Here is a 23,335-nt window from a genome sequence, read left to right as displayed (position 1 = left end):
TGCAGTGGCACTGACCAACCTCAACCCCGGCCTGCTGCGGGTGATGGCCATCACCTCGATCGAGGTGTACGGGGTGATCATTGCCGGTTGGGCGTCCAACTCCAAGTACGCCTTCCTGGGCGCGCTGCGTGCCTCGGCGCAGATGGTGAGCTACGAAATCGCCATGGGCTTCTGTTTCCTGGTGGTGCTGATGGTCACTGGCAGCATGAACCTCACGGACATCGTTCTGGGCCAGCAAAAGGGCCAGTTCGCCGACATGGGCCTGAACTTCCTGTCCTGGAACTGGCTGCCGTTGTTGCCGATCTTCATGGTCTACCTGATCTCTGGCGTGGCCGAAACCAACCGTCACCCGTTTGACGTGGTGGAAGGCGAAGCTGAAATCGTGGCAGGTCACATGGTCGAATACTCGGGCATGGGCTTTGCCATCTTCTTCCTGGCCGAATACGCCAGCATGTGGCTGGTGTCCATCTTGGCCGTGGTCATGTTCCTGGGTGGTTGGGACTCGCCGGTGGCGGCGCTGTCCTTTATTCCGGGCTGGATCTGGTTGGGCATCAAGACCTTTGTGGTGGTGTCCATGTTCATCTGGATTCGTGCCACTTTCCCGCGCTTCCGTTATGACCAGATCATGCGTCTGGGCTGGAAGATTTTCATTCCGGTCACCCTCGTGTGGCTGCTGGTGGTGGGTGCATGGTTGTTCTCGCCCTGGAACATCTGGAAATGAGCGGACACAACATGACTGCTACTTCTTTCTCGATCAAGGACTTCTTCAAGAGCTTCATGCTTGTGGAGCTGTTCAAGGGCATGGCCCTGACAGGCCGCTACGCCTTTGCACGAAAAGTCACGCTTCAGTACCCTGAAGAAAAAACGCCGCTGTCGCCCCGTTTCCGTGGCTTGCACGCGCTGCGTCGCTACGACAACGGCGAAGAGCGCTGCATTGCCTGCAAACTGTGCGAAGCCGTGTGCCCTGCGATGGCCATCACCATTGAGGCGGGTGAGCGTGCCGACGATGGTTCGCGTCGCACCACGCGTTACGACATCGACCTGACCAAGTGCATCTTCTGCGGTTTCTGCGAAGAAAGCTGCCCGGTGGACTCGATTGTCGAAACCCACATCTTCGAGTACCACGGTGAAAAACGTGGCGACCTGTACTTCACTAAGGACATGTTGCTGGCTGTGGGTGACCGCTATGAAAAAGAGATCGCAGCCAACAAGGCGGCTGACGCTCCTTACCGTTGAACGAGCCTGCTTGAAAAGATAACTCTATGGACGTCAAGACTGGTTTCTTTTATCTGTTCTCGGTGGTGCTGCTGTTGTCGGCCTTCCGGGTTGTGACAGCGCGTAACCCCGTGCACGCCGTGCTGTTCCTGATGCTGGCATTTTCGCAAGCCTCGGGCATCTGGTTGCTGCTTAACGCTGAATTCCTGGCCATTGCACTGGTGCTGGTGTACCTTGGTGCGGTGATGGTGCTGTTCCTGTTCGTGGTGATGATGCTGGACATCAACGTCGACTCCATGCGCCAAGGCTTCTGGAAACACTTTCCTCTGGCCGCTGTGCTCGGAGGTGTTGTTGCTGTTGAAATGGGCGCTGTACTGTTGCACGGTTTTGGTCAGACTGAAGCCATTGAAGGTGCCGCACAAGCAGCTGGCGTTCCTAACAGCAAGGCCCTGGGCATCTTGCTCTACACCGAATACCTGGTGCCGATCCAGGTGGCTGCGGCCATCTTGCTGGTGGCCATGGTGGCCGCGATTGCCCTGACCCTGCGCAAACGCAAGGACAGCAAGTTTGTTTCTCCCAGCGAGCAGGTGCGTGTGCGCGCTGCTGACCGTCTGCAGGTGGTGAAAGTGGCTACCACCCAGCCCGCACCCGCCATCCAGGAAGCTGCCCAGGAGGCCCAATCATGATGACCCTGACCCTCGGACATTACCTGACGCTGGGCGCAATCCTGTTTGCGCTGGCGGTGGTGGGGATTTTCCTCAACCGCAAAAACCTCATCGTGTTGCTCATGGCCATCGAATTGATGCTGCTGGCGGTCAACATGAACTTCGTGGCGTTCTCTCACTACCTGGGTGACATGCACGGACAAGTGTTCGTGTTCTTCATCCTGACGGTGGCAGCCGCCGAGTCTGCGATTGGTCTGGCCATTCTCGTGCTGCTGTTCCGCAACAAGAACAGCATCGACGTGCAGGACCTCAACACGCTCAAGGGTTAAGAACAACATGGAACAAACCCTCAACGCAACAACGCTGCTGGCGGTGCCCTTGGCTCCGCTGGTGGGCTCGGCTTTGGCCGGCTTGTTTGGCACCAAGTTTGGCGGCAATCGCATTGGTCGTACCGTCTCGCACACCCTGACCATTTTGGGCGTGTTCGTGGCTTTCCTCATCTCGGCGTTCACGCTCAAAGATGTGATGGCCGGTGCCCGCTTCAACGAAACCCTCTACACCTGGATGACCGTGGGCGGTCTGAAGATGGAAGTGGGCTTCATGATCGACGGCCTGACCGCGATGATGATGTGTGTCGTGACCTTTGTGTCGCTCATGGTGCACATCTACACCATCGGCTACATGCACGAAGACGAAGGCTACAACCGCTTCTTCGCCTACATCTCACTGTTCACCTTCTCCATGCTGATGCTCGTCATGAGCAACAACTTGCTGCAGCTGTTCTTCGGCTGGGAAGCCGTGGGCTTGGTGTCTTACCTGCTGATTGGTTTCTGGTTCAACAAGCCCACGGCCATCTTTGCCAACATGAAGGCCTTCCTGGTCAATCGTGTGGGTGACTTTGGTTTCATTCTGGGTATTGGCCTGATCGCGGCCTACACCGGCAGCCTGAACTACACCGAGATTTTTGCCAAGGCGCAAGAACTCTCGACCATCGAGTTCCCCTGGTATGTGTTTGGTCAGGACGCCATGCTGATCACCGTGATCTGCATTTGCCTGTTCATTGGCGCCATGGGCAAGTCGGCACAGTTCCCGCTGCATGTGTGGCTGCCCGACTCGATGGAAGGCCCGACCCCGATTTCCGCGCTGATCCACGCCGCCACCATGGTGACGGCCGGCATCTTCATGGTCTCGCGCATGTCGCCGCTGTACGAGCTGTCAGACGCCGCATTGAACTTCATCATGGTGATTGGGTCCATCACCGCGCTGTTCATGGGCTTTCTGGGCATCATCCAGAACGACATCAAGCGCGTGGTGGCTTATTCCACGCTGTCCCAGCTGGGCTACATGACCGTGGCTCTGGGCGCATCGGCCTACTCGGTGGCGGTGTTCCACCTGATGACGCACGCCTTCTTCAAAGCGATGCTGTTTCTTGGCGCGGGCTCGGTCATCATGGGCATGCACCACAACCAGGACATCCGCTGGATGGGTGGCGTGCGCAAGTACATGCCCATCACCTGGTTGACCTCTTTGCTGGGCTCTCTGGCCCTGATCGGCACGCCTTTGTTCTCGGGTTTTTACTCGAAGGACAGCATCATTGAAGCTGTGCATGAAAGCACATTGCCCGCAGCTGGCTTTGCCAACTTTGCTGTGCTCGCTGGCGTGTTTGTGACGGCCTTCTATTCTTTCCGCATGTACTTCCTGGTCTTCCACGGCAAGGAGCGTTACGACCAGAATCCGGACGCGCATCACGACGACCATCACCACGACGACCACCATGGTCACGGTGACGGCAAGCCGCACGAATCCCCCTGGGTCGTGACCTTGCCGCTGGTACTGCTGGCCATTCCTTCGGTGCTGATTGGTTATTTCACCATCGAGCCGATGCTCTACGGTGATTTCTTCAAAGACGCCATTTTTGTCAACGCCGACAAGCATCCTGTGATGCATGAACTGGCTCAAGCCTTCCATGGTCCGCTGGCCATGGCAGAACATTCGGTCAGTACATTGCCGCTGTGGCTGGCGTTTGCGGGTGTGGTGGTGTCCTGGTACATGTACCTGATCAACCCCAAGGTGCCTGCCTTCTTTGCCAAAGTGTTGCGCCCGCTGATCGTGATCCTGGAGAACAAGTACTTCATGGACTGGATCAACGAAAACATCCTGGCCCGTGGTGCCCGATTGCTGGGCACTGGTTTGTGGAAAGGTGGCGACCGCGCGCTGATCGATGGCCTGGTCGTCAATGGCTCCTGGAAACTCGTGGGTTGGATTGCCAGCGTTGCACGCCACTTCCAGTCGGGTTACCTGTACCACTACGCCCTGGTCATGATTCTGGGTGTGTTTGCACTGATGACGTCTTTCGTCTGGCTGGCCTGACGCTTTAGAGGAATACAAAAATGGGATTGTTAAGCCTTGCCATCTGGACGCCAATTGCTTTTGGTGTCATCTTGCTTGCCCTCGGGCGTGACGAGCAGGCTGGCGCTGTACGCTGGGTCGCGCTCATCGGCGCACTGGTCAGTTTCCTCGTTACCTTGCCGTTGTATACCGGCTTTGATGCGTCGACTGCGCAAATGCAGTTTGTCGAGAATGCCGCCTGGATCGAAGCCTTCAACATCAACTACCACTTGGGTGTGGACGGCATTTCGCTGTGGTTTGTGCTGCTGACGGCGTTCATCAACGTGATCGTCGTGATTGCGGGTTGGGAAGTCATCGAGCGTAAAGTCAACCAGTACATGGCCGCTTTCCTGATCCTTTCGGGTCTGATGATCGGCGTGTTTGCTGCCTTGGACGGCATCTTGTTCTATGTCTTCTTCGAAGCCACGCTGATTCCGATGTATCTGATCATTGGTATCTGGGGTGGCCCGAACAAGATCTACGCTGCGTTCAAGTTTTTCCTCTACACGTTGATGGGTTCTTTGCTGACCTTGATCGCGTTGGTGTACCTGTACAACGTGTCCGGCGGCAGTTTTGACATCCAGAGCTGGCATCAGTTGCCGCTGGGCCGTACCGAACAGACTTTGCTGTTCTTTGCATTCTTTGCTGCGTTTGCAGTGAAGGTCCCGATGTGGCCGGTGCACACCTGGCTGCCCGATGTGCACGTCGAAGCGCCTACCGGTGGCTCGGCCGTACTGGCCGCCATCATGCTGAAACTGGGTGCCTACGGCTTCCTGCGTTTTTCCATGCCGATTGCCCCCGATGCCGCCCATGAGTGGGGCACTTTCATGATCGTGCTGTCCCTGGTTGGCGTGATCTATGTGGGGCTGGTCGCCATGGTCCAGCAGGACATGAAAAAACTGGTGGCCTACTCGTCGGTGGCGCACATGGGTTTTGTGACTCTTGGCTTTTTCATGTTCAACCCGCTGGGCGTGTCCGGCGCGATTGTGCAAATGATTGCGCACGGCTTTGTGTCTGGCGCCATGTTCCTGTCGATTGGCGTGTTGTACGACCGTGTGCATTCGCGTGAAATTTCCAGCTACGGTGGTGTGGTCAACACCATGCCCAAGTTCTCTGCTTTTGCCTTGCTGTTTGCCATGGCCAACTGTGGCCTGCCGGGGACCGCTGGTTTTGTGGGCGAGTGGATGGTGATTCTGGGCGCTGTCCAGTTCAACTTCTGGATCGGCATGCTGGCAGCGACTGCCCTGATTTTTGGTGCCGCCTACACCCTGTGGATGTTCAAGCGCGTGTACCTGGGCCCGGTGGCCAATGACCACGTGCGTGAGCTGACCGACATCAACGGCCGCGAATTCCTGATGCTGGCCCTGCTGGCGGCTGCCGTGCTGTACATGGGCGTGTACCCCAAGCCTTTCACCGATGTGATGGATGTCTCTGTGGCCGAGTTGCTCAAGCACGTGGCCATGAGCAAGCTGCCGCAGTAACGAACTCAAGAACTGAAAGAACACCATGATGGACTCCACCAGCTGGATGACGATCTATCCTGAAATCGTGCTGTTGGTCATGACCTGCGTGATCGCGCTGATTGATCTGACCGTGAGCAGCCCCAAGCGCACGCTGACCTATGTGCTGACCTTGCTGACCTTGGCCCTTGTGGCCTTTCTGAACGTGAGTGCAGCCGGTATTGGCCAGACCCTGTTCGGTTTTGGGGGCCTGTTTGTCAGCGACACCATGGGCCACTGGCTCAAGGCTTTTGCGGCCGTGGCCACCATGGTCACCTTGGTGTATGCACGTCCCTACGCCAAAGACCGCCAGATGTTGGGCGGTGGCGAGCTGTTCAGCCTGAGCATGTTTGCCTTGTTGGGCATGAGCGTGATGATCTCTGGCCACCATTTCCTGGTGCTGTACCTGGGCCTGGAACTGCTGACCTTGTCGAGCTACGCGCTGGTGGCCATGCGCCGCGATGACATGCGCGCCAGCGAGGCGGCCATGAAGTACTTTGTGCTGGGTGCGATGGCATCGGGCTTCTTGCTGTACGGCATGTCCATGATTTATGGCGCAACTGGCAGCCTGGAACTGTCGGCTGTGTTCCAGTCCATCATGTCTGGCAGCTCGCATCCGCAGGTGCTGATTTTTGGATTGGTGTTCGTCGTTGCAGGGCTGGCCTTCAAACTGGGGGTGGTGCCTTTCCACATGTGGATTCCCGATGTCTACCACGGTGCTCCCACTTCGGCCACACTGCTGATCGGTGGTGCCCCCAAGCTGGCCGCCTTTGCCTTGGTCATGCGCTTGCTGGTCGAGGGCTTGTTGCCCCTGGCCATCGACTGGCAACAAATGCTGGCCCTGCTGGCCATTGCTTCGCTGCTGATTGGTAACCTGGCGGCGATTGCCCAGACCAACCTCAAGCGCATGCTGGCTTTCTCCACCATTGCCCAAATGGGCTTTGTCCTGATGGGGCTGATCGCTGGTGTCGGTTTCGGTGGTGCACCGCAAGCTGTGGGTGCCTACGGCGCATCCATGTTCTATGTGGTGGCGTATGTGTTGACCACATTGGCCTCGTTTGGTGTGATCATGCTGTTGGCCCGCGAAGGCTTTGAGAGCGAAGAGATCTCAGACCTTGCTGGCCTGAACCAGCGCAGCCCGCTGTATGCCGGCATCATGGCCATTTGCCTGTTCTCGTTGGCAGGCATTCCACCGATGGTGGGCTTCTATGCCAAGTTGACCATCTTGCAGGCCTTGATCGGTTCGGGTAACGCGTTCTATCTTGCCTTGGCCATCTTTGCCGTATTGATGTCGCTGATTGGCGCGTTTTATTACCTGCGTGTCGTCAAGGTCATGTACTTTGATGCTCCGCAAGAGCCTGTACAGCCGGTGGTTGCTGGCGCGCAAGAGCGTGTGGTGCTGAGCATCAACGGCTTCCTGATTCTGGGCTTGGGCATTGTGCCCGGTGGGCTGATGGCGCTCTGTGGCGATGCCATCGCACGCATGCTGATGGGCTGATGGCCATGAACGCATCTGTTCAGGTCTGGGTTTTGATTGTGTTGGCTGTTTTGGCGGCCAACCTGCCGTTCCTGACCCGGCGCGTGTTGGGCGTGTGGTCGGCACGAGCCGACAAACCGCTGAGCTGGCGTTTGCTGGAACTGCTGGTGCTGTACATCGTGGTGGGCGGCATTGGCATGGCCATGGAAAACAGCCTGAGCCAGAACGCACCGCAAGGGTGGGAGTTTTACGCTGTCACCCTGACCTTGTTTGTCACGCTGGCGTTTCCTGGTTTTGTGTACCGCTACCTGGCGCACCGTCACTGACCGCAGACTGCCACGGCCTTCGGCCCTGCAGTGACGTGATTCACCCATGTCCGACCAGCACCTCAAAGAACACCTGCACGAGCGGCAGGAACTCTTCAAAGGCAACTTTCTGCATGCCTTGCGAGACACGGTGCGCTTGCCCGATGGCCAGCTGGCCACTCGCGAATATGTGATTCACCCTGGTGCCGTCGTGGTGGTGCCGTTGGTGCAAGGCGAAGATGGTCAAACCCGTGTGGTGCTGGAGCGCCAATTTCGCTACCCCGTAGGCCAGGTCATGGTTGAGTTGCCCGCTGGAAAGCTGGAGGTGGGCGAAGACCCTTTGCTTTGCGGCCAGCGCGAACTGCTCGAAGAAACCGGCTACACCGCCAGCGAATGGGCGAGGGCAGGGCAGATGCACCTGGCCATTGCCTACTCGACTGAAGTTATCCATGTGTACTTCGCCCGAGGTTTGACCTTGGGCCAGCAGCAACTCGACGCAGGCGAGTTCCTGGATGTCTTCACGGCCACGCCGCAAGAACTGGTGCAGTGGTGCCGCAACGGCACCGTGACCGATGCGAAGACGCTGAGTTGCATGGTCTGGCTGCAACAATGGCTGGAACAGCCGGAGTCTTTGGACTGGCAAGCCAGCAAGGGTTGATGCGATGAAAGTGCTCGACCTTCAGTGCAGCCACGGCCACGTGTTTGAGGGCTGGTTTGCTTCGCATGACGACTACGAATCGCAGCGCGAACGCGGTTTGCTGACTTGCCCGGTGTGCGAAGACGCGCAGGTCAACAAAATGCTTTCGGCCCCAAGGTTGAACCTGGCGCAAACGCCTCCGCAGCAAATACAGGCCGCCATGCTCAAGATGGTGCGCCACGTCATGGCCAACACCGAAGACGTCGGCAACCGCTTTGCCGAAGAGGCCCGCAAAATTCACCATGGCGAAGCCCAGGAGCGCAGTATTCGCGGCCAGGCCAGCCGCGAAGAAACCGAAGCCTTGCTTGACGAAGGCATCGACATTCTTCCTCTGCCTGTGCCCGCAGGACTCAAGGAACCCCTGCAGTGATCTAATGCGGATCATGACCCGTGTTCATATCCCTGACGATGAAGTTGCGCTGACAGCCATCCGCGCCCAAGGGCCTGGTGGGCAGAACGTCAACAAGGTCTCCAGCGCGATTCAGCTGCGTTTTGATGTGCGCGCCAGCACCCTGCCCGAAGACATCAAGGCCAGGTGGCTTCACGCACCAGGCAATCACTTGACGCCCGATGGCGTACTGATTCTCAAAGCCCAGCGTTACCGTACCCAAGAAGCCAATAGGCAAGATGCCTGGGCGCGGCTTTATGAAATGCTCGAACGCTATGAGCGGGCACCCAAGGCGCGCAAAGCGACGCGACCCACACGGGCTTCTGTGCAAAAACGACTGCAGTCCAAGGCCCGACACGGCGTGTTGAAAGCCCATCGCCAATCTCCGGTGTAGGAGTGGCTTCTGGCAGCGATTCTGGGTTTATTCGCGGCCAGAGGCCGCTCCTACGTTGATCTTGTTGCTCTTGAAAATTTGGATTGTTTATGATCCAATAAAGACTATTTGATCTATTAAAGAGTCATTTTGGTCAAGCCTGCCACCCGTCCTTATTCTCAATACAGTCTTGATGCACTGGTGTTGCTGGGGCAGCTCGTGCGCGAAGCGCGACTGGCCAAAGCCCTGACCACCAGTGATCTGGCAGCGCGGGCTGGCATTTCCAGGGCACTGCTCCAGCGCATTGAGCGGGGGGATCCTGGTTGTTCTATTGGTGCTGTGTTTGAGGTCGCCGCTGTGTGTGGCGTGCCCTTGTTCGAGGCAGATTCACGCCAATTGGCAGCCCATGTTGCGCGTCAGGGTGAAAAAATGACGCTGTTGCCCAAAGCGGTCAGGGCCGCAGTTGCAGGAGTGAAAGATGACTTCTGAGTCCACAGGCATGTACCAGGAAGCCTACGTTTGGGTCTGGCTACCGGATGCTACCGAGCCTGTGGTCGCCGGTCTGCTGTCCAGACAGGGCCAACAGCTGCTGTTCAACTACGGACGCAGCTACCTGGCCCGCCAAGATGCAATGGCCCTGTATGCCCCCGAATTGCCGTTGCGTGCAGGCGCGATTGCTTTGCTGCCGGGGCTGAACATGCCCAGTTGCATCCGTGACGCCTCACCCGATGCCTGGGGCCGTCGGGTACTGATCAACCGCAAGCTCGGCGCACACGCTCAAGACACGGCGGGATTCGAGCTTGATGAACTGACGTACCTGCTCGAATCAGGCTCCGACAGGATTGGTGCGCTCGATTTTCAGTCTTCACCAATCCGCTATCAGCCGCGACTGGCGCAGCAACCTTCACTGGAGGATCTGCAGACTGCGGCAGAGAAGGTCGAGCGTGGCGTTCCCATCTCGCCCGAGCTCGATCAGGCCTTGTTGCATGGCACGTCCCTGGGGGGGGCTCGTCCAAAAGTGCTCATCGACGATGGTGATCGCAAATACATCGCCAAATTTTCTGCCAGCAATGACCTCTACAGCGTGGTCAAGGCCGAATACATCGCCATGCGTCTGGCCCACAAGGCTGGCCTGCGCGTCGCACCAGTGCACCTGCGCCAGGCCATGGGCAAGGACGTGCTGCTCATCGAACGCTTTGACCGCATCCGACATGAGAACAGTTGGCGGCGACGGGTCATGGTGTCGGCACTCACGCTGTTCGAACTCGATGAAATGCTGGCAGCCTACGCCAGCTATGACAAGCTTGCAGAAATCATCCGCCACCGATTCGTGGACGCCAAGGCCACTTTGCGCGAGCTGTTTGCCCGCATCGTCTTCAACATCCTGTGCGGCAACACCGACGACCATGCACGCAACCATGCGGCCTTCTGGGATGGGCAGCAGCTGGCCCTGACGCCGGCGTACGACATTTGCCCTCAGTCCCGCACAGGGCAGCAGGCCTCACAAGCCATGCTGATCCACGGGGGAGACCGCAGCAGCCAAGTGGCTACCTGTGTGGCTGCAGCGTCGGTATTCTTGTTGGGACGCGAAGAAGCCATCGACATCGTTAACCACCAGGTGGGCGTGATGGAACGCGAATGGCACAGCACCTGCCAAGAGGCAGGGCTGAGTGCCGTTGATCAGGCGCTGTTCTGGCGTCGGCAATTCCTCAACCCCTTTGCCTTCATCAACGCACCCGAAGGTGTGCGCGTGCCCTGAGTTACTCCGTTCGCTCCGAAATCACCACGGTGACGCGCTTTCCACCCACAAGCGCCATCAGCTGCATAGGCAGGGCGCTGTTCTATAGAACTTGCCGAAGCACCTGCGTTAGAGCATTTGGGGCGTCGGCAGCCACAACATGGCGATTGGGCATGCTGCGCAGCCAGGTGATTTGGCGCTTGGCCAGCTGGCGGGTGGCGAAGATGCCGCGCTCGCAAATTTCTTGCTCGCTCCAGCCTTCGCTCAAGCCTTGCCAGGCTTGACGGTAGCCCACGCAGCGCATGCTGGGCAGCTCGGGGTTGAGGTCGCCACGTGCCATCAGGGCGCGCACTTCGTTCAGAAAGCCTTGGGCCATCATCTGCTCAAAGCGCAGGGCGATGCGCTGGTGCAGCCAGGCTCGATCGGCGGGCTCCAGACTGATGACGGGGATGTTGAGCGAGCTGCTAGATGGCTTGGCTTGCTGGTGAAAGGCTGACAGGGCTTGGCCTGTGAGTTGCCACACCTCCAGCGCGCGGCCGATGCGTTGGCTGTCGTTGGGGGCCAGGCGCGCTGCGGTGACCGGGTCCACTTTTTGCAGCTCGGCATGCATGGCGGGCCAGCCTTGCTCGGCAGCGCGCTGCTGGATGTGCTCGCGCACTTGTGGGTCGGTGGCGGGCATGTCGTTCAGGCCCTCAAGCAGGGCTTTCAAGTAGAGCATGGTGCCGCCCACAATCAGCGGGGTTTTGCCGCGTGAGCGGATGTCGGCCATCAACTGGATCGCGTCTTGCGCAAAGTCGGCGGCGCTGTAGCTTTGCAAGGGCTCAATGATGTCAATCAGGTGGTGAGGCACCTGGGCCAGTTCGTCGCGGCTTGGTTTGGCGGTGCCAATGTCCATGCCGCGGTAGACCAGTGCCGAATCCATGCTGATGATTTCTGCGCCGCCTTGTGGCTCCAGCGCCTGGGCCACGAGGAGGGCAGCGGCGGTTTTGCCGCTGGCCGTGGGGCCGACCAGCGCGATGGCGTCAAGCTTCGAGGTTTGCATGTCAGGGTGTGGCACAGGAGACCACTTGCGGGCGACCGTGACGCTGCACCGCTGTCCAGGCAATGGCGGTGATGCAGCTGCCCCACAGCAGCACGCCATCGGCCAGGGCCAGCACGGGTTGCTCCAGGTTCCGGCCGATCCAGCCACCCATGAAGAAGGCGCCCAACATCATCAAAAAGCCATTGAGGGCCGAGGCGGTGCCAGCCCGGTGCGGGAAGGGGCCTACCGCACCACTTTGGCCACAGGGCTGGTGAACACCATGCCCGATCATGAAAATGTAGAAAGGCAGGATCACCGCCCAAGGGCCATACCAGGCTTGGTCATGCCCCCAATGCGCCAGCACTGCCAGTGCCAGCGATCCGGTGAGTGTGAACACGCCGGCCACTGCCACCGTGCGGTGCACGCTGGTTCGACGCAACATCCAGCGGCACCAGAAGGTGCCTGCAATGTAGGACGCCGACATGGTGAACATCAACAGGCCATAGGCGGTGCGGCTCATGCCCATGCTGCGTGTGAACACGAACGAGGACGTTGCCAGGAAAGTGAACAGCCCCAGGTAAGAGGCTGCAGACAAGGCGCACCAAGTCAGAAACACCGGGTTGCGAATGATGTCGGCATTGGCACGTAACAGGGGGGCCAGGCGAAGCGCATGCGGATCGGGCTGTCGGAGTGTTTCTTCAAAGCGCCAGACCAATACGGCCAGGGTGGCTGCGCCAAACACTGCCAGCGCCAGCAGGGCTGCGCGCCAGCCGATCAGGTCGGTCAGGGCACCGCCGATGGGGGCGCACAGGCAGGCAATCACCCCCAGGCCTGTCAGGCCCTTTGACATCATGGTGGCACCTTGTGCGGGGGCGTACAAATCGCGCACCATGGCGCGCGAAACCATCACCCCTGCGCCCATCGCGGCGCCTTGCACAGCACGTGACACGATTAACCAGTCCATGGCCGGACTGAAAGCGCTGGCAATGGATGCTGCGGTGTAGGCCGTCATGCCAGCCAATAACACCGGGCGGCGGCCAAAGCGGTCTGACAAAGGACCCCACACCAGTTGCGACAAGCCAAAGGCCAACAACAAGGCACTGAGCGTCAATTGGGACTGTGCTGCGCTGGCGCCAAATCCTTCGGTGATCGCGGGTAAGGCAGGCAAGTACAGGTCGGTGGTCACGGGTTGCAGGCCCAGCAGCAGCGACAGGATCAGGACGATCAGCGAGGGTGACATGGAGGCTTTCATCAGCGCCCCCTCAGGAACAGGGCATCCAGATCGCGCATGCTCATTTGTCGCCAGGTGGGACGACCGTGGTTGCATTGGTCCGATCGCTCGGTTTCTTCCATCTGGCGCAGCAGGGCGTTCATTTCGGTCAAAGTCAGCTGCCGGTTGGCACGCACCGCACCGTGGCAGGCCATGGTGGCCAGGATTTCGTTTTGCGCGCGCTGCACCACGGTGCTGGCGTCGTGCTGGGCGAGCTCGGCCAGCACGCTGCGCGCCAGCTCCACCGCATCGCCTTGCGCCAGGCTGGTGGGCACGGCGCGCACGGCCAGGGTCTTGGCCGACAGGGGGGCGATTTCAAGGCCCAGCTGCGTCAAGGCTTCGCTGGCGCTTTCTGCGGTGGCCACTTCGGTGGGGGTGGCTGCAAAGGTGGCCGGGATCAGCAAGGGCTGACTGGCAATACGGCCAGCATCAGCGCCCAGCTGGTTTTTGAGTTTTTCGTACACGATGCGCTCGTGGGCGGCGTGCATGTCCACCACCACCATGCCTTGCGCGTTTTGCGCCAGGATGTAGACGCCGTGAAGCTGTGCAATCGCACGGCCCAGGGGCCAGGCGCTCGCATCGGCGTCGGCTGGCAAGGCTTCGCTGAAGGGGGACGATGCCGCGCCGACAACAATGGGTTGTGACCAGTCGTGCGCGTTTTTTTCGTTTGCGGCAAAAGTCTGGGGTGCAGTCGCTTCGCTGGGGGCGCGTGGTGTCCACAGCGCTTTGATGTCAGCCATGGCGCGGTCGCTGTCTACCCGAGGGCTCTCGAAAGCGGCAGCGCGGTCACTCAGCCCAATGCTGCCTTGCCGCCAGCTGGCCGATTCGGGCAGGGTCTTGGGCGCAGGACTTTGAAGTTGGAGTTCGGGCTCGACACGGTCTGCCAGGGCTTGTGAGCGCGGTGCGGCCAGCGCCTGGTCAATCGCGTGGCGCACGGCTTGGTGCACCTCGCGGCTGTCACGAAAACGCACTTCAATTTTGGTCGGGTGCACGTTGACGTCCACCAGCGTGGGGTCGATCTGGATGAACAGCGCGTAGGCCGGTTGCTTGTGGCCGTGCAACACGTCTTCGTAGGCGCTGCGTGCGCCGTGCATGACGACCTTGTCGCGCACAAAGCGGCCGTTCACATAGGCAAACTGGTGGTCTGGCCGTGAGCGGGCAGCATCCGGCAGGCCTGCACGCCCGATGATATGCATCGGCCCCACCTGGAAGTTCACCGCGATCGACTGTGCGACGAATTCGTTGCCCAGCACATCGGCAAGGCGCTGCTCCAGACCGGCCGCGCCCGGGTGCACGCGCCACTGCTCGACCAACTTGCCCTCGTGCCAGATGGCAAAGCTCACGTCCGGGCGGGCCAGCGCGTGGCGGCGCACGGCTTCGATGCAGTGGGCCAGCTCGGTGCTGTCGCTCTTCAAGAACTTGCGGCGCGCCGGGGTGGAGAAAAACAGCTCCTTGACCTCAACCGTGGTGCCCACAGCACGTGGGGCGGGGCGCACTTCGCCCGTGCGGCCATCCAGCGCAAAGGCGCTGGGCTGGCCCTCCATGCGCGAGAGCAGGGTGAGTTCGGACACCGAGTTGATGGCGGCCAGCGCCTCGCCCCGAAAACCCATGGTCATGACCGATTCAAGCTCGTGCAGGTTGCCGATCTTGCTGGTGGCGTGGCGCTTGAGGGCGGTGGCCAGCTCGTCCGGGGCAATGCCGCAACCATCGTCTTCCACGGCAATCAGTCGCGTGCCACCACCCAGCAGGCGCAGCGTGATGTTTTGCGAACCCGCGTCCAGCGCGTTGTCCACCAGTTCGCGCACGACGGAAGCCGGGCGCTCGACCACTTCGCCAGCGGCAATCTGGCTGATGAGTTCGTCGGGCAGCTCGCGGATGGGGCGGCGGGGGGCGGGTGGGATTGCGGTCACCTGTTGATTTTAGAGTGGATTGCCGCAGGCCTCAGGGATAATCCACACCCATGGATATCTTGATGCAATTGGTGGATTTCATTCTCCACGTTGACGTTCACCTGCGTGACTTTGTCGCCGAGCACGGTAATTGGGTCTACGCGCTGTTGTTCCTGATTGTTTTTGTGGAAACAGGCGTGGTGGTCATGCCGTTTTTGCCAGGCGATTCCCTGCTATTCATCGTGGGAACCTTGTGCGGGGCCGAGCTCATGAGCTTGCCGGTCGCCATGGTCTTGCTGCTGCTGGCAGCCATTGCTGGTGATCAAACCAACTACAGCATTGGTCGCTATTTCGGGCCCAAGGTGTTCCAGTGGGAAGACTCGCGCTTTTTCAACCGCGCGGCCTTTGACAAGGCCCATGCTTTTTACGAGCAGTATGGCGGCATCACGATCGTGCTGGCCCGCTTCATGCCGTTTATCCGCACCTTTGTGCCTTTTGTGGCCGGCGTGGCGGCCATGACGCGCAGCAAGTTCACCGCCTACAACGTTTTGGGGGGCGTGATCTGGGTGGTGGGTTTACTATTGGCGGGCTATTTTTTCGGCAACCTGCCTGTGGTTCAGACCCATTTGAGCAAGATCATCTGGGCGCTGATTCTCGTGCCGGGCTTGATCGCCGTTTTCGGAGCCTGGCGCGCACGCCAGGCCTGAAGCAGGTTTAAAAGGCCAAAGTTTCCTGCGCAGAGGGAGGCTGGCAACCCTGGCGACTGCAGTTGATGGCAGCTGCGGCCATGGCCAGGCTCAGGGTTCTATCCATACGCTGCGAAGCAGGGCTGTCGTCCATGGCCCAATCGGCCAGACAGTTGCCCCAGAAGGTGTCACCCGCGCCAACAGTATCGACCACATTCACTTTTGGAACAGGACTCTGAGCATGCGCCCCGTCCATGCTCAGCCAAGCGCCGTCACCCCCAAAGGTCAGGGCCAGGCGCTCAATGCCTTTGGTGTGCAGCTTTTTCGCCTGCTCTGCGGCCTGTTCCAGGGTGGCGTGGCCATAACCCAGGGTTTCGAGGTCTTCGTCACTGGCTTTGAGCCAGTGGGCGCGCAACATGATTTGTTCCACTGCTTGCACATAGCTGGGCAAATCGGGAGCGACAACGGGGCGCAGATTCACGTCTACGCTGATGGTCCAACCCATGGTGCGCGCGCCGTCCAGAATGGCCAGCACTTTCTCGTGTTCTGGTGGAATCAGCAGCAGGGAACCGGTGTGGAAAATGCCGGGTGTGCGCTGGGACAGGGCATTGAGCACGCCTTGCACGGTGTAGTCGCGATCGGCGATGCCTTCGCGATAAAAACCATAGCTGGGCTGCCCGTTGCTCAGCTGCACCACCGCCAAAGAAGTGGGCTGGCGGCTGTCGCCGCCGATCAGTTGGACGCCGTCTTTGATCAGCAAATCAGCCAGACTTCGCCCAAATCGATCTACCGAGAGGGGGTTGAGATAAGCGACCTGTGCGCCACGCAAGGCCGCTGCCCGAGCCATGTTGTAGGGGCTGCCACCCATGAGGGGGCGCAGCTGCCCGTCTGGCTGTGCGATGCAGTCCATCAGGGCTTCGCCCAACACCACGATTTCGCGAGACATACGTGCTTCCAGGTTTATTTCTTGAGCAGATGTTTGCGGCGGATCACGTCAATCCAGACGGCAACAATGACCACAGCGCCAATGGCCATCATTTGCTTGAACTGGGAAATTTCCATCAGGTTCATGCCGTTGCGGATCATGGTGATCAGGACGGCGCCCAGCAAGCTGCCCCAGATGCTGCCACGCCCCCCGAAGAGCGAGGTGCCCCCCAGAATGACGGCAGCAATCGCGTCGAGCTCAAACATCTGTGCCATCTTGCCGCTGGATGAATCCATGCGGGCCATCAGCACGATGGCGGCCATGGCGCAAGCCAGACCGGAAACCACATACACGCCCAGCTTGTACCAGCGGATGTTGATGCCCACCTGGCGGGCACCCATTTCGTTGGAGCCCATCGCGTACACATAACGACCAATTTTGGTGGATGACAGCATGAACGCCATCACCACAAAGAACACGCCCGTGATGAGGGTCGGCATCGGGATGCCCAGAATGTCGCCGTAGCCCAGGAAAGGGAAGGGCTCGGGCAGGCCGGCATTGTCGAAACCACCGGTCAGGTCAAACGCCAGGCCACGCCAAAGCGTCAGGCCACCGAGCGTAACGATAAAGGCCGGAATGCCGACAAAAGCCACCAGATAACCATTGAAGAAACCCACAGCGGCACCAATCGCGAGCGCCACCACCATGGCTGCGTAGGGATCTATGCCTGCCTTGATCATGAGGTGTCCCGCAACCGCACCAGCCAGTGCTGTCAAGGCACCCACGGCCAAATCGACGCCACCCGTCAAGATGACAAAGGTCTGCCCACCGGCAAGCAGGGCAATCACAGAGGCCTGCACCAGAATGTTGGATAGGTTGCCTGCGGTCAGAAAGTAGGGGGAGGCCACACTCAGCAGTGCGCCAAGCACCAGCACGGCCACCAGTGCGCCATACCATTCTTGTCGGGTGATGGACTTCATCATGTCGAATTTCCTTGAATGACAAGACGCTTGCCACACACAAGCGTCAAAAAGTCCCCGCCTGAAACGCATCAAGGCGGGGACTGGGGGTGATCAGACGATCACTTGACCTTCATGAACTGACCCACGCCGGAGTCCTTGGCGAACTGGTCGACGTTGGAAGGCAGCACCAGGAAAGAGCCTGTGTCGATGCGGTTGGAGACCTTCTGGCCCTTGGCTGCAGCGATGGCGGTTTCCACGCCGACCTGACCAATCTTGGCCAGCATCTGTGCGGCGTTGGCTTGTTGCCAGCCTTGCTTCATCATGTCCAGGCCGCCGGGGGAGCCGTCAAAACCAGCGATCTTGACGTCACCGGGCTTCTTGCCAGCGGCCATCAGGGCAGCCTTGGCACCCAGAGCGCCGCCGTCCCATGCGCAGGCAATGACCTTGGCGCCAGGGTTGGAGCGCAGAGCAGCTTCCACACCGTTTTGGGCCATGGTCTGGTCCCAGGTGGTGGGCACTTCCACGATCTTGACGTTCTTGCGGCCGGCGTTCAGGGCGTCAACAAAGCCCTTCTTGCGCTCTTGGCCTGTGGACTGGCCTTGGTCGCCAGTCACATAAATCACGGTGTCGCCGTCCTTGATTTGCTCAGCGGCCCACTTGCCCTGCACATTCGCAGCCTTGATGTTGTCGGTCGCGACATACGAGGTGATGTCAGCGCCGGAAATGCCGGTGTCCACAGCCACCACAGCGATGCCAGCCTTGAGGGCTTTGTTGACGGCAGGGGCGATGCCCTTGGAGTCCACGGGTGCGATGGCAATGGCGTTGACCTTGCGGGTGATCATGTCTTCCACGATGGCCAGCTGCTTGGACAGTTCGCCTTTTTCAGCGGCCAGTTCGATGAACTTGACGCCTGCAGCGCTGCCAGCTTTCTTGGCGCCGCCGTTGATCAGGGTCCAGCCCTCGTTGGTGTTGCCGTTGGTGATGTAGGCCACCGTCACATCGGCTGCAAATGCCGAGGTGAAGAGGGTGGCTGCAGCGGCGGCGATGGCCAGGCGGCCGAATGTGCGTTTGGTGATCATGGGTTTATCTCCGTTGTGTTGAATGGAAGTGGGCACAAAAAAACGCCTTTTTCGTGCCGCAAACGGATTAAACTGCAAAAACCGACTAAATAAACATAGTAGTTTTACTAATGTACTTTTGTCACCGCATCCGCGATGCTTGCCCACATTGCAATGAATTACCCCTTCTGAGAGAAGCACCATGGCCCCTACACCTGTTCTTGAAATCCAGAACCTGACCAAGCACTACGGCGGCGTCAAAGCCCTGACCGATGCGCAATTTCGCCTGATGCCCGGTGAGCACGCCGCTATCGTGGGCGACAACGGCGCGGGCAAAAGCACTTTTGTGCGATTGATCACGGGTGTAGAACAGCCCAACAGTGGTGATATCCGGCTTGACGGGACGAAAGTCAGTTTTGAGTCGCCGCTGGACGCTCGTGAGCAGGGCATCGAAACCGTGTACCAGACCCTGGCTCTGGCCGAAGACCTGGATGTGCCCGCCAACATCTTTCTTGGGCGTGAGCTGACCCACATCAATCTGGGCCCCTTGTCCATCCTCAATCACAAGGCCATGCGCGAAAAATCGGCGCAAATGCTTGCCACGACCGGAGTGAAGATTCAGGACATGTCCGAGTCCTTGCGCGGCATGTCTGGTGGCCAGCGACAGTGCGTGGCCATCGCCCGTGCAGCTGGCTTTGCCAAAAAGCTCATCATCCTTGACGAACCAACCGCTGCCTTGGGCGTTCAGGAGACGGCCCGTGTAGAAGAGATCATCAAAGGTCTGAAAAAACAAGGCATTCCGCTGATCATCATCAGCCACAACCTGCGCCAGGTGTTTGATCTGGTGGACCGCATCCATGTGTTCCGCCAGGGCCGCATCATTTGCAGTCGCCCCAAGCATATGACCAACCCCGAAGAAATCGTGGGCCTGATCACTGGCGCTATTGATCCGGCCAGCCTGCCTGCAGAAACTGCCCAGGAGGCTGTGGCATGCTGAAAGGCATTGATCCTTTGCTCACCCCCGAGCTGCTGATGCACCTGTGTGCCATGGGCCACGGTGAATGGGTGGCGGTGGTGGACGCCAACTTCACGGCAGACTACCTCAGCCAGGGTCGTATTCCCGTGGTGCGTCTGCCCGGCCACAGTCTGGAACGTGTGAGCCAGGCGGTGTTGTCGGTCATGCCGCTGGCCGAAGATGTGACTCAACCTGCAGCTTTCATGAAGGTATGCCACAGCGCAGATGGCCACCGCACCGCTGCGCAACAAGCGGTGGTGGACCTGGTGGTGGCACAAGGTGTGGCGGCTGATCGGGTGGAAGCTGTCGAGCGCTTTGCGTTTTACGAGAAAATCAAGGCTGCGAGCCTGATCGTGCAAAGCGGTGAAGTCACCGCCTATGGCAACGCCATGTACTGTAAGGCTGTGATCCTGCCCTGATCTTTTTTCGGATGAACCCACCTGCTCACACGCGCCAGATGCGCGGCTCCAACCACAGCGGCATGCGCCAGTTCAATGAGCGCATTGTGTTGCAGGCCATCCGCCACCATGGGGCCATTCCCAAGGCTGACTTGGCGCGTCTGACCCAGCTGTCCACCCAGACGGTGGCCATCATCGTGGGGCGTTTGCTCGACGACGATTTGCTGATCAAGCAAGAGCGCATTCGCGGCAAGATCGGGCAGCCCTCGGTGCCGCTGTCGCTCAACCCCGAAGGGGCTTACAGCATTGGTGTTCAGGTGGGCCGACGCAACCTGGAATTGTTGGTGGCCGATTTTTGTGGTCAGCCTGTGTTGCGCCATGAGGTGCACTACGACTACCCCGATCCACAAGTGCTGATGACGCAAATTGCCGAAGGCCTGCACGCGTTGCAGGTGCAATTGGGCGAGCGCTGGGAGCGTGTTGTGGGTGTGGGCCTCACGGCGCCGTTGTCAGTACACAAATGGGCCGATCTCATGCAAGGCGATGCTGCACAAGCGCTGCGCCGCTGGGAAGGCCTGAATCTGCGCGCGCAGGTGCAGGCCTTGACTGATTTACCGGTGGTGTTTGCCAAAGACACCATGGCCGCTTGTGTGGCCGAGTTGCTGCAGGGGCATGGCCAGGACACGCGCAGCTTTCTGTATGTGTTTGTGGGTACCTTTATTGGCGGTGGCCTGGTGCTGGGCGGACATGTGCTGAGCACGGATCGTGGCAATGCCGGTGCGATTGGCTCCATGCCCATGGACAGGGCTGCCAAGACAGGTGGTTTTCCGCCGCAGTTGTTGCAAGTTGCTTCAGGCTGGCAGCTCGAGCAGGCCTTGCTGGCGCAAGGGCATGACCCTTTGCTGATCCATGACGACGCCATCATGCAGCCCACTTATCAGGCGTGTACCGAACCCTGGTTGCAGCAAGCCAGTCAGGCCCTGGCCATGGTGGTCGCCAATTCGGCAGCGTTGCTCGACTTGGATGCGGTGGTGATGGATGGTTCACTGGGGGCATCGCTTATGACGGCCTTGCGCGAACGCACGCTTGCGGCGCTGGCGCAGTACCGCTTTGATGGCATGCACCAGCCGCGTTTGTTGGCGGGGCGTGTGGGTGCACATGCGCGTGCGCTCGGCGGTGCCTTGTTGCCGCTGCACAGCCAGTTTTTCCCTGACAAAGACATCATCCTCAAGCAGGACATCGAATGAAGTTGTACCTCGACAGCGCAGATGCTGCGCAATGGACCTTGCCCGCAGGCGCTCCACACATTGCGGGTGTGACCACCAACCCCACTTTGGTCATGCAAGCCGGTTTGCCGGTGAGTCTTCCTGGTTATTTGCGACTGGTGCGCGAGGCGGGTGCCGCGCGCTTGCCAGAACTCATGCTGCAGCTGCCTCGTGCCGATGTGGGGGAGGCGGCGGAATGGTTGGCGGCCTTGTTGCCTGCGGCGCTGCAGGCGCGCGTCAAGCTCACCATCAAGCTGCCGTGCGATGCGCAGTGGCAGGCGGTGTTGCGTGAGGTGCAGGCCTGGGGTGTGCCTACTTTATTGACGGGCTTGTCCAACCCGGTGCAGCTGATGTGGGCGCAGTCACAGGGCGCAAGCTATGTCGCCCCTTATGTGGGGCGCTTGCAGGCCGATGGGCGCGATGTCTGGGCGCTGATGCAGGCCTGCGTAGCCATGCAGGCCGAAGGTGTCCAGCTGCTGGCCGCGAGCATCAAGTCCGCCGATGTGCTGGCGCGTCTGATGGGCATGGGCGCGCACGCAGTCACTGTACGCCCCGAGTTTGTGGCGCAGCTGGTGACTGACCCCATGACGCAGGCAGCTGTGGCGCAGTTTGATCGTGACATTGAAGCCAGCCAGTCCTTCAGGGCCTGATGGCCTTCAGGCCGAGCGGGTACGCGCCAGTGGCGGGTTGCGCTCGAAGTACTGCACGATGCCTTTGAGAAGTGCTTCGGTCAGCTGTTCCTGATAGGCAGGATCGCGCAGGCGCATTTCTTCTTCCGGGTTGCTGATGAAGGCGGTCTCGACTAACACGCTGGGAATGTCAGGAGCCTTGAGCACTGCAAAGCCGGCTTGTTCCACCCGCGGTTTGTGCAAGCGCCCCACCTGCGAGATGTAGCGCAGCAAGCTGCCGCCCAGCTTGAGGCTGTCGCGAATCTGGGCGGTGGTGCTCATATCCAGCAAGGCTCGCTGCACGTGCTGGTCCTGTCCGCCGAGGTTGATGCCACCAATCAAGTCGGCCTTGTTTTCCTTTTGGGCCATCCAGCGGGCAGCGCTGCTTGATGCCGCACCATCGCTCAGGGCAAACACGCTCGCACCTCGTGCTTGCGGGGTGAAGAAGGCATCGGCATGGATGCTGACCATCAGGTCGGCCTGTACGCGTCTTGCCTTTTGTACCCGTACATGCAGCGGCACAAAGTAATCCGCATCCCGGGTGAGAAAGGCGCGCATGGGGCTGCCCCCCATGCTTTGGCTGTTGATCAATGTACTCAAGCGTCGCGCAATGCTCAGCACGACGTCTTTTTCGCGAGTGCCATTGGGCCCAATGGCGCCCGGGTCTTCGCCTCCATGGCCGGGGTCAATGGCCACCACAATCAATCGGTCCGAAGCGCGCACGGGCTCGGGCGGGCGTGGCGGGTGGTCAGGTCGGTCCATGTACTGGCGCGGTGGGGCGGGCGGCTTGCCTGCGCGCTGGGCCATCAAATCGCCCAAAGGGTCAGCGCCAGCTACAGGCGCGGATGGGGTCGAGCCACTTTCCTTGAGGCGATCGGCGATCAGCTTTTCCAGTGGGTCCACTGCCTGAGTGGGGTAGAGGTCCAGCACCAGCCGATATTGATAAGGTTCAACAGGCTGCAGGGTGAACACCTGTGGCGCAATCGGCTGCTTGAGATCGATCACCAGGCGCACCACGTTGGCGCTGAACTGGCCGACGCGGATACCGGCAATATTGGGGTCATTGGCCTGCACCTTGCCCACCAGCTCGCGCAAGGCGTTGTTCAATTGCAGCCCTTCAATGTCCACCGCCAGTCGGGGCGGGTCGGCCACAAAGGTCTGGGTGGTTTTGAGGGGGGCGTCAGACTCCAGCGTCACGCGGCTGTATTCGGGTGCGGGCCAAATGCGCACTGCCATCATGCTGGCGCCATAACTGAGCTGTGTGCGGCCCAGCAACAAGGACAGTGCACCCATGTGTAGCACTTGGCGACGTTGAAGCCAAGCCCGCTCATGCAGCATCTGCCAGCTCCTTCCACAGGACCAACCAGTGCTGGCCACGTTTGGTCTGCGCCTGGATACGGACTTCGCGTGTCTCGTCGGTGTTGACCTTAAGC

The 23,335-nt window shown here is 59.8% G+C and carries 25 protein-coding genes; 18 read left to right on the top strand and 7 right to left on the bottom strand.

The window, feature by feature from the left end; all coding sequences use genetic code 11:
- The 13 genes from AAFM15_RS02545 to AAFM15_RS02485 all read left to right on the top strand — a co-directional run.
- Positions 1-721, top strand: a 721-nt coding sequence (locus AAFM15_RS02545; protein WP_341685125.1) for an NADH-quinone oxidoreductase subunit H, incomplete at its 5' end; no start/stop codon positions are given.
- A gap of 11 nt (positions 722-732) precedes the next feature.
- Positions 733-1,236: an NADH-quinone oxidoreductase subunit NuoI gene (gene nuoI, locus AAFM15_RS02540; protein ID WP_341685124.1), complete on the top strand. Its 504-nt coding sequence runs from the start codon at positions 733-735 to the stop codon at positions 1,234-1,236.
- Positions 1,237-1,262: 26 nt separating this feature from the next.
- Positions 1,263-1,901: an NADH-quinone oxidoreductase subunit J gene (locus AAFM15_RS02535; RefSeq protein ID WP_341685123.1), complete on the top strand. Its 639-nt coding sequence runs from the start codon at positions 1,263-1,265 to the stop codon at positions 1,899-1,901.
- Positions 1,901-2,209, top strand: coding sequence for an NADH-quinone oxidoreductase subunit NuoK (gene nuoK, locus AAFM15_RS02530; protein ID WP_341685133.1), 309 nt, complete (start codon positions 1,901-1,903; stop codon positions 2,207-2,209). Before AAFM15_RS02535 ends, nuoK begins: the two co-directional genes overlap by 1 nt.
- 7 nt (positions 2,210-2,216) lie before the next feature.
- Positions 2,217-4,250, top strand: coding sequence for an NADH-quinone oxidoreductase subunit L (nuoL, locus tag AAFM15_RS02525; protein WP_341685122.1), 2,034 nt, complete (start codon positions 2,217-2,219; stop codon positions 4,248-4,250).
- Positions 4,251-4,270: 20 nt separating this feature from the next.
- Entirely contained in the window at positions 4,271-5,749 is a 1,479-nt protein-coding gene (locus AAFM15_RS02520) for an NADH-quinone oxidoreductase subunit M (protein WP_341685121.1), read from the top strand.
- A gap of 25 nt (positions 5,750-5,774) precedes the next feature.
- Positions 5,775-7,265 (top strand): NADH-quinone oxidoreductase subunit NuoN, encoded by a 1,491-nt coding sequence (gene nuoN, locus AAFM15_RS02515; RefSeq protein WP_341685120.1) that lies wholly within the window; start codon positions 5,775-5,777, stop codon positions 7,263-7,265.
- A gap of 5 nt (positions 7,266-7,270) precedes the next feature.
- Entirely contained in the window at positions 7,271-7,570 is a 300-nt protein-coding gene (locus AAFM15_RS02510; RefSeq protein WP_341685119.1) for a DUF2818 family protein, read from the top strand.
- Between the two features lie 46 nt (positions 7,571-7,616).
- Complete coding sequence (locus tag AAFM15_RS02505; RefSeq protein ID WP_341685118.1) at positions 7,617-8,207, top strand: NUDIX hydrolase; 591 nt, start codon at positions 7,617-7,619, stop codon at positions 8,205-8,207.
- A gap of 4 nt (positions 8,208-8,211) precedes the next feature.
- Positions 8,212-8,616 (top strand): DUF1178 family protein, encoded by a 405-nt coding sequence (locus AAFM15_RS02500; protein WP_341685117.1) that lies wholly within the window; start codon positions 8,212-8,214, stop codon positions 8,614-8,616.
- A gap of 13 nt (positions 8,617-8,629) precedes the next feature.
- On the top strand, positions 8,630-9,028 hold the full coding sequence (gene arfB, locus AAFM15_RS02495; protein ID WP_341685116.1) for an alternative ribosome rescue aminoacyl-tRNA hydrolase ArfB: 399 nt from the start codon (positions 8,630-8,632) through the stop codon (positions 9,026-9,028).
- Between the two features lie 129 nt (positions 9,029-9,157).
- On the top strand, positions 9,158-9,496 hold the full coding sequence (locus AAFM15_RS02490) for a helix-turn-helix transcriptional regulator (protein ID WP_341685115.1): 339 nt from the start codon (positions 9,158-9,160) through the stop codon (positions 9,494-9,496).
- On the top strand, positions 9,486-10,766 hold the full coding sequence (locus tag AAFM15_RS02485) for a type II toxin-antitoxin system HipA family toxin (RefSeq protein WP_341685114.1): 1,281 nt from the start codon (positions 9,486-9,488) through the stop codon (positions 10,764-10,766). The genes AAFM15_RS02490 and AAFM15_RS02485 overlap by 11 nt, the downstream gene beginning before the upstream one ends.
- 82 nt (positions 10,767-10,848) lie before the next feature.
- Here the strand turns inward: AAFM15_RS02485 and miaA are convergent, their stop codons facing one another.
- The 3 genes from miaA to mutL are packed head-to-tail and all read right to left on the bottom strand — an operon-like array spanning position 10,849 to position 14,946.
- On the bottom strand, positions 10,849-11,787 hold the full coding sequence (gene miaA, locus AAFM15_RS02480) for a tRNA (adenosine(37)-N6)-dimethylallyltransferase MiaA (RefSeq protein WP_341685113.1): 939 nt from the start codon (positions 11,785-11,787) through the stop codon (positions 10,849-10,851).
- A 1-nt stretch (position 11,788) separates the two neighbouring features.
- On the bottom strand, positions 11,789-13,018 hold the full coding sequence (locus tag AAFM15_RS02475) for a multidrug effflux MFS transporter (protein WP_341685112.1): 1,230 nt from the start codon (positions 13,016-13,018) through the stop codon (positions 11,789-11,791).
- Positions 13,018-14,946: a DNA mismatch repair endonuclease MutL gene (gene mutL, locus AAFM15_RS02470; RefSeq protein ID WP_341685111.1), complete on the bottom strand. Its 1,929-nt coding sequence runs from the start codon at positions 14,944-14,946 to the stop codon at positions 13,018-13,020. The genes AAFM15_RS02475 and mutL overlap by 1 nt, the downstream gene beginning before the upstream one ends.
- A gap of 50 nt (positions 14,947-14,996) precedes the next feature.
- Here mutL and AAFM15_RS02465 point away from each other — a divergent pair, with 50 nt between their 5' ends.
- Entirely contained in the window at positions 14,997-15,632 is a 636-nt protein-coding gene (locus tag AAFM15_RS02465) for a DedA family protein (protein ID WP_341685110.1), read from the top strand.
- 7 nt (positions 15,633-15,639) lie between these two features.
- Here the strand turns inward: AAFM15_RS02465 and AAFM15_RS02460 are convergent, their stop codons facing one another.
- The 3 genes from AAFM15_RS02460 to AAFM15_RS02450 form a co-directional block, all read right to left on the bottom strand.
- Positions 15,640-16,557, bottom strand: coding sequence for a PfkB family carbohydrate kinase (locus AAFM15_RS02460; protein ID WP_341685109.1), 918 nt, complete (start codon positions 16,555-16,557; stop codon positions 15,640-15,642).
- A gap of 14 nt (positions 16,558-16,571) precedes the next feature.
- Positions 16,572-17,519 carry an ABC transporter permease gene (locus AAFM15_RS02455; protein WP_341685108.1) on the bottom strand — a complete coding sequence of 316 codons (948 nt, stop codon included), beginning with the start codon at positions 17,517-17,519 and terminating at the stop codon, positions 16,572-16,574.
- Positions 17,520-17,617: 98 nt separating this feature from the next.
- Positions 17,618-18,577, bottom strand: coding sequence for a sugar ABC transporter substrate-binding protein (locus tag AAFM15_RS02450; protein ID WP_341685107.1), 960 nt, complete (start codon positions 18,575-18,577; stop codon positions 17,618-17,620).
- Between the two features lie 181 nt (positions 18,578-18,758).
- Between AAFM15_RS02450 and AAFM15_RS02445 the strand changes: the two genes are divergently transcribed.
- The 4 genes from AAFM15_RS02445 to AAFM15_RS02430 are packed head-to-tail and all read left to right on the top strand — an operon-like array spanning position 18,759 to position 21,884.
- Positions 18,759-19,553: an ATP-binding cassette domain-containing protein gene (locus tag AAFM15_RS02445; protein WP_341685106.1), complete on the top strand. Its 795-nt coding sequence runs from the start codon at positions 18,759-18,761 to the stop codon at positions 19,551-19,553.
- The gene (locus AAFM15_RS02440; protein ID WP_341685105.1) at positions 19,547-19,990 is read left to right on the top strand and encodes an RbsD/FucU domain-containing protein; all 444 of its coding nucleotides are present in this window, start codon (positions 19,547-19,549) and stop codon (positions 19,988-19,990) included. Before AAFM15_RS02445 ends, AAFM15_RS02440 begins: the two co-directional genes overlap by 7 nt.
- A gap of 11 nt (positions 19,991-20,001) precedes the next feature.
- Positions 20,002-21,216, top strand: a complete 1,215-nt coding sequence (locus AAFM15_RS02435) for an ROK family transcriptional regulator (protein WP_341685104.1) — start codon at positions 20,002-20,004, stop codon at positions 21,214-21,216.
- A complete protein-coding gene (locus tag AAFM15_RS02430) occupies positions 21,213-21,884 on the top strand; it encodes a transaldolase family protein (RefSeq protein WP_341685103.1) in 672 nt (223 codons plus the stop codon). Before AAFM15_RS02435 ends, AAFM15_RS02430 begins: the two co-directional genes overlap by 4 nt.
- Positions 21,885-21,890: 6 nt before the next feature.
- Here the strand turns inward: AAFM15_RS02430 and AAFM15_RS02425 are convergent, their stop codons facing one another.
- Positions 21,891-23,195 (bottom strand): N-acetylmuramoyl-L-alanine amidase, encoded by a 1,305-nt coding sequence (locus tag AAFM15_RS02425; protein ID WP_341685102.1) that lies wholly within the window; start codon positions 23,193-23,195, stop codon positions 21,891-21,893.
- Positions 23,196-23,335: the final 140 nt, after the last annotated feature.

The organism is Limnohabitans sp., from assembly GCF_038134685.1.
Taxonomy (GTDB): Bacteria; Pseudomonadota; Gammaproteobacteria; order Burkholderiales; family Burkholderiaceae_C; genus Limnohabitans_A.
This window is presented reverse-complemented; position numbering and strand designations above follow the sequence as displayed.

Coding starts and splice junctions, on each gene's coding strand:
- nuoI (WP_341685124.1), top strand. CDS start 733: ATGACTGCTACTTCTTTCTCGATCAAGGACTTCTTCAAGAGCTTCATG.
- AAFM15_RS02535 (WP_341685123.1), top strand. CDS start 1,263: ATGGACGTCAAGACTGGTTTCTTTTATCTGTTCTCGGTGGTGCTGCTG.
- nuoK (WP_341685133.1), top strand. CDS start 1,901: ATGACCCTGACCCTCGGACATTACCTGACGCTGGGCGCAATCCTGTTT.
- nuoL (WP_341685122.1), top strand. CDS start 2,217: ATGGAACAAACCCTCAACGCAACAACGCTGCTGGCGGTGCCCTTGGCT.
- AAFM15_RS02520 (WP_341685121.1), top strand. CDS start 4,271: ATGGGATTGTTAAGCCTTGCCATCTGGACGCCAATTGCTTTTGGTGTC.
- nuoN (WP_341685120.1), top strand. CDS start 5,775: ATGATGGACTCCACCAGCTGGATGACGATCTATCCTGAAATCGTGCTG.
- AAFM15_RS02510 (WP_341685119.1), top strand. CDS start 7,271: ATGAACGCATCTGTTCAGGTCTGGGTTTTGATTGTGTTGGCTGTTTTG.
- AAFM15_RS02505 (WP_341685118.1), top strand. CDS start 7,617: ATGTCCGACCAGCACCTCAAAGAACACCTGCACGAGCGGCAGGAACTC.
- AAFM15_RS02500 (WP_341685117.1), top strand. CDS start 8,212: ATGAAAGTGCTCGACCTTCAGTGCAGCCACGGCCACGTGTTTGAGGGC.
- arfB (WP_341685116.1), top strand. CDS start 8,630: ATGACCCGTGTTCATATCCCTGACGATGAAGTTGCGCTGACAGCCATC.
- AAFM15_RS02485 (WP_341685114.1), top strand. CDS start 9,486: ATGACTTCTGAGTCCACAGGCATGTACCAGGAAGCCTACGTTTGGGTC.
- miaA (WP_341685113.1), bottom strand. CDS start 11,787: ATGCAAACCTCGAAGCTTGACGCCATCGCGCTGGTCGGCCCCACGGCC.
- AAFM15_RS02475 (WP_341685112.1), bottom strand. CDS start 13,018: ATGAAAGCCTCCATGTCACCCTCGCTGATCGTCCTGATCCTGTCGCTG.
- AAFM15_RS02465 (WP_341685110.1), top strand. CDS start 14,997: ATGGATATCTTGATGCAATTGGTGGATTTCATTCTCCACGTTGACGTT.
- AAFM15_RS02460 (WP_341685109.1), bottom strand. CDS start 16,557: ATGTCTCGCGAAATCGTGGTGTTGGGCGAAGCCCTGATGGACTGCATC.
- AAFM15_RS02455 (WP_341685108.1), bottom strand. CDS start 17,519: ATGATGAAGTCCATCACCCGACAAGAATGGTATGGCGCACTGGTGGCC.
- AAFM15_RS02450 (WP_341685107.1), bottom strand. CDS start 18,577: ATGATCACCAAACGCACATTCGGCCGCCTGGCCATCGCCGCCGCTGCA.
- AAFM15_RS02445 (WP_341685106.1), top strand. CDS start 18,759: ATGGCCCCTACACCTGTTCTTGAAATCCAGAACCTGACCAAGCACTAC.
- AAFM15_RS02440 (WP_341685105.1), top strand. CDS start 19,547: ATGCTGAAAGGCATTGATCCTTTGCTCACCCCCGAGCTGCTGATGCAC.
- AAFM15_RS02435 (WP_341685104.1), top strand. CDS start 20,002: ATGAACCCACCTGCTCACACGCGCCAGATGCGCGGCTCCAACCACAGC.
- AAFM15_RS02430 (WP_341685103.1), top strand. CDS start 21,213: ATGAAGTTGTACCTCGACAGCGCAGATGCTGCGCAATGGACCTTGCCC.
- AAFM15_RS02425 (WP_341685102.1), bottom strand. CDS start 23,195: ATGGGTGCACTGTCCTTGTTGCTGGGCCGCACACAGCTCAGTTATGGC.